This is a genomic window from Shigella sp. FC1544 (genome assembly GCF_001722145.1).
Lineage (GTDB): Bacteria > Pseudomonadota > Gammaproteobacteria > Enterobacterales > Enterobacteriaceae > Escherichia > Escherichia coli.
On record NZ_MECT01000179.1, the window covers coordinates 1 to 3,510 of the forward strand.

A 3,510-nucleotide genomic window follows, 5' to 3' on the forward strand; every position below is an offset into this window, starting at 1 on the left:
GTCATAGCCGACTGGCCGATAAACCGGGTCGGCGAACTGCTCCCCTGGCGCGTAGCACTGCCGACTGAATAACACATCCCCGTCAATACGGTTCTTGCTACACGCTTACTGCTAAATTTAATTATTCAGTTTTTATTCCTGCTCTCAAAACAGCCTCTGCCATTCTGATATCCGGATTTTCTGAAATCATCTTTTCCGGCGAGTCGCAATCACCACCACATTCAGTTATGCGTTCATGACCAAAACGAATTGTGGTTTTGTGCGCATTAATCATTTGTGTAAGCGCATCTGTCAATTCTGCAATGCGTTTGTCTTTAACTTCCAGCTCTTTCAGTAAAGCCAGTACGTCAGGATCGCTAACATCAACGACGGTTACGCGCGATTTCAGGTAATGCTCATCCGCAAAAGTTCGACCAGTTTTAAAATATCCATCATCCCCCTCACCTGTGCAGGCATACACAATATGCGTTCTGGAAAATATGCGCTGTATCGACATTTCATCGCCACAAACAGGACATTCCGGCACCTGAATTGGTGAATAACGTTCACGTAATGCCTGGTAATTAGTCTTGCACACTGGCTGTCTCCTGAAAAATCACCGCATGCCCCAGTTTCTCCGCCAGCGCCAGTTCTGCCTTAGCGCCTGCTGACCGCTGCCAGCCTTTCAGCATGTAAATCGCATCCACACAACGAATCATCGCCATGCAGATATCCATGTACTGCGGCTGTGTCAGCCCGTCCGGAAGTACTGCCGGGTTTAAGACGGTATGCCCTTCCCGTTTCAGTTCCTCTTCCGCATTGTGAAACGCCTCACGGTTGAAATTTTTATACCCGGTCATTGGACCGGCGATATAGACTCTCACCCTCACGCCATCACCTCCTGAAAATTACCCTGATAAAACGACAATATGCGCTGCATAACTTCGCTCTTCCGGCACTCGCGACAGATTATGTTTAGGCGACTGTCGTAGCGACGTATTTCTCCGTCAGGTAATGACCAGATAAGGTCCGGATCAACCGCAGATGGTTTCTTCAGCTTTGCCCTTGAGAGCTTTTTACGGGCATTTTGCCAGTCCTTACGCGCCTGTTCAGACGGGAATAACCCGTAACCAGAGTTGTATACATCGCCACTGGCAACCAGCTCTCTGGCCAGAACGCTCATCAGATATCTTGTTGCCCCAGTTTTAGCTTCCAGTTGTCGTAACGTCTCGCGCCCACTCTGGCGTACGAGTTCAAGAACCTGCCCTTTAATTTTTTCCCGCTCTTCTTGTGTAAAAACTTTTGCCACAAGCCCTCCTGAAAATTACCTCATGACCAGAAATTAACACTTACCCCCTGAAGCCCGGCGGAATTTCGCTATCCGGTTCAGAAATATGATTCACACAACGCTGGTTGTTCGTGCCGCTTACCGGGAGCAACCAGGGGTTCTCAAAATTCCGGTCCGGTCCAAAAAACGTCGTCGCTCGCTGAACAAATTCCGTTCCCGTTTTCCCGGTAGCCGCCAGGTATCTTGCGTAACGCCTCACGCCATCCAGCATGGCCTCTGGTGGCACCCCCTCGCGTAATCTGGCCTTCCAGGCACTGAAAGCGGATTTCTTCGGGTTTGCCCCGGCACGCAACGGGTACTCCCGCCAGACCTGTTCGAACACATCCGGATAATCCACTCGTCCCACAGACTGCCCGGTGTTTTCCGGGACTACCCGATCGGCTTCCCGCTGAATGGCGGAATCGGCTTCAGGCTGCTGCAGTTGGTGTGATTGCTCCGGACTTGCGGTCATCACCTGCTGCACAGCGCCCGAATCGGCTTTCAGCGCATACGCTGAATCGGCTTCCGGTGTCGTGCCTGCTGGCTGACCAGGATTGACGGTCTGAACATCCCCTGCCTGGTTCGTGGCGTTTTTTACGCCATGGACCATAGTGTTTTGATCTTCTTGATCTGTATCTTTATCTGTATCTTTATCTGTCGTGACTCGTCGTGACATGTGCGTGACATATCGTGACGCGCCGTGACAATCGCCATTTTGTTCCCGCTTTCTTTCCCTCTCTCGCTGCGCCCTCTTGCGCTCTGCAGGAGATTTTGCGGTTTGCGGAATATTGCCGTTGTCCTCTTTCAGCACCTGGCGTTTTTCCCATCCAGTGATTAAATCACCATCAAGTACCCGCCCCTGCATCGTCTGCAAAATTGAATCAATTACCTCTTCTGTCACGTCGAGCGCACTTGCCAAATCTTCTGTCGTGACATCAATGTGACCTCGCGTGACATTTCGTGACGCGCTCACCAGGAGGTGGATATACACTGCCATCACTGTTGCAATTGGCTGCCCTGACACCCTGGCAATTGTTCGCCACTTAGGGTCATTTGGCATGTCATGCCATAATCTGAGCCAGGCGTTAGCCATACTCACCTCTTTTGATACCGAATCTTTTTACTCACAAATTGCCGGAAGTGATCCGGTATGAATATTGCGAGTCAATGCACAGCCACAATATTTCCTGCAGGGCCACCACGATTCATCTGGTTGAAACCAGCGATCGCCACTGCGACAAAATCATCAGCGTCTCTCACCAGTCGTTCCCGCGTCTCCACTAGTTCCCGAAAATAGGCTGAGCTATGGCTGCGCATTCGGGCCACCAGCAGAGGTGGCATTGCTTTTTCGATAGCTGGTAACAACGCCTGAATTTTTTTAAGCGCATCAGGGGTGTCTTTCTCCACCCAGCGGAAAATTTTCTGAGTATTGCGAGCCAGGGCTTCCGGATGGCTGTCGTCATACAGTTCCGGGAACGTCATTCCCAGCTCGAAATACGATTTGGTAATTTTCGCAGCCGGTACTTTTTCGCCGTCCGGATGCGCCCAGGCATTCATCGCCATGCGGATGTGTTCATGCTTGATTTTCATGAATCAACTCCCATCAGCTTTTTCGTAGTAGTTTTATTCCTGCCAATAGTTAAAATTGCATCGGCAGAAAATAATCCGTTTGATGCAAGAGCGATTTTTTCAGCGTAATTTGTTTCGCCGGTATATTCTGTGCGAGGCAATTTTCCGTTATCCATCCATTTATAGATTGCTCTTTGGCTGACACCACAAACGTCGGCCACAACAGCAACGCGAACAGTGAGGTAGCCTGAGTTTAACGGACACTCCTTCCTGAAATAGAATGGCATCAGAAGGAGCTAATAATGAGCAGAAAAAACCAACGTTACTCTAAAGAGTTCAAAGCCGAAGCTGTCAGAACGGTTCTTGAAAATCAACTTTCGATCAGTGAAGGCGCTTCCCGATTATCCCTTCCTGAAGGCACTTTAGGACAATGGGTTACCGCCGCCAGAAAAGGGCTCGGTACTCCTGGTTCCCGCACGGTGGCTGAACTGGAATCTGAAATTCTGCAACTGCGTAAGGCGTTAAATGAAGCTCGCCTTGGTGATGCTGCCAACTTACTGATTTAGTGTATGATGGTGTTTTTGAGGTGCTCCAGTGGCTTCTGTTTCTATCAGCTGTCCCTCCTGTTCAGCTAC

7 protein-coding genes and 1 pseudogene are annotated in these 3,510 nt (G+C 50.0%); 2 read left to right on the forward strand and 6 right to left on the reverse strand.

The features are described from left to right. On the forward strand, positions 1-72 hold a 72-nt coding region (locus BGK49_RS31665; protein WP_252966805.1), incomplete at its 5' end, for a hypothetical protein. A gap of 49 nt (positions 73-121) precedes the next feature. On the opposite strand, the gene BGK49_RS10960 is transcribed toward BGK49_RS31665, so the two are convergent. The 6 genes from BGK49_RS10960 to BGK49_RS10985 form a co-directional block, all read right to left on the reverse strand. Next, complete coding sequence (locus BGK49_RS10960) at positions 122-577, reverse strand: ead/Ea22-like family protein (protein WP_000335375.1); 456 nt, start codon at positions 575-577, stop codon at positions 122-124. Further along, the gene (locus BGK49_RS10965) at positions 564-869 is read right to left on the reverse strand and encodes a DUF4406 domain-containing protein (RefSeq protein WP_001266147.1); all 306 of its coding nucleotides are present in this window, start codon (positions 867-869) and stop codon (positions 564-566) included. Before BGK49_RS10965 ends, BGK49_RS10960 begins: the two co-directional genes overlap by 14 nt. Beyond that, positions 866-1,288 carry a DUF977 family protein gene (locus tag BGK49_RS10970; RefSeq protein WP_001151146.1) on the reverse strand — a complete coding sequence of 141 codons (423 nt, stop codon included), beginning with the start codon at positions 1,286-1,288 and terminating at the stop codon, positions 866-868. The genes BGK49_RS10965 and BGK49_RS10970 overlap by 4 nt, the downstream gene beginning before the upstream one ends. A 40-nt stretch (positions 1,289-1,328) precedes the next feature. Further along, positions 1,329-2,399, reverse strand: coding sequence for a hypothetical protein (locus BGK49_RS10975; protein WP_024259707.1), 1,071 nt, complete (start codon positions 2,397-2,399; stop codon positions 1,329-1,331). Between the two features lie 71 nt (positions 2,400-2,470). Further along, complete coding sequence (locus tag BGK49_RS10980) at positions 2,471-2,896, reverse strand: toxin YdaT family protein (protein ID WP_000693856.1); 426 nt, start codon at positions 2,894-2,896, stop codon at positions 2,471-2,473. Next, positions 2,893-3,162, reverse strand: coding sequence for a helix-turn-helix transcriptional regulator (locus BGK49_RS10985; protein WP_001117462.1), 270 nt, complete (start codon positions 3,160-3,162; stop codon positions 2,893-2,895). Before BGK49_RS10985 ends, BGK49_RS10980 begins: the two co-directional genes overlap by 4 nt. A 15-nt stretch (positions 3,163-3,177) precedes the next feature. Here BGK49_RS10985 and BGK49_RS10990 point away from each other — a divergent pair. After that, positions 3,178-3,414, forward strand: a pseudogene (locus BGK49_RS10990) (transposase); the annotation flags it as partial. Between the last annotated feature and the right edge of the window lie 96 nt (positions 3,415-3,510).

Bases quoted from the DNA above. Each gene is read 5' to 3' on its own strand.
- BGK49_RS10975 (WP_024259707.1), bottom strand. From the start codon at position 2,399: ATGGCTAACGCCTGGCTCAGATTATGGCATGACATGCCAAATGACCCT.
- BGK49_RS10985 (WP_001117462.1), bottom strand. From the start codon at position 3,162: ATGCCATTCTATTTCAGGAAGGAGTGTCCGTTAAACTCAGGCTACCTC.
- BGK49_RS10980 (WP_000693856.1), bottom strand. From the start codon at position 2,896: ATGAAAATCAAGCATGAACACATCCGCATGGCGATGAATGCCTGGGCG.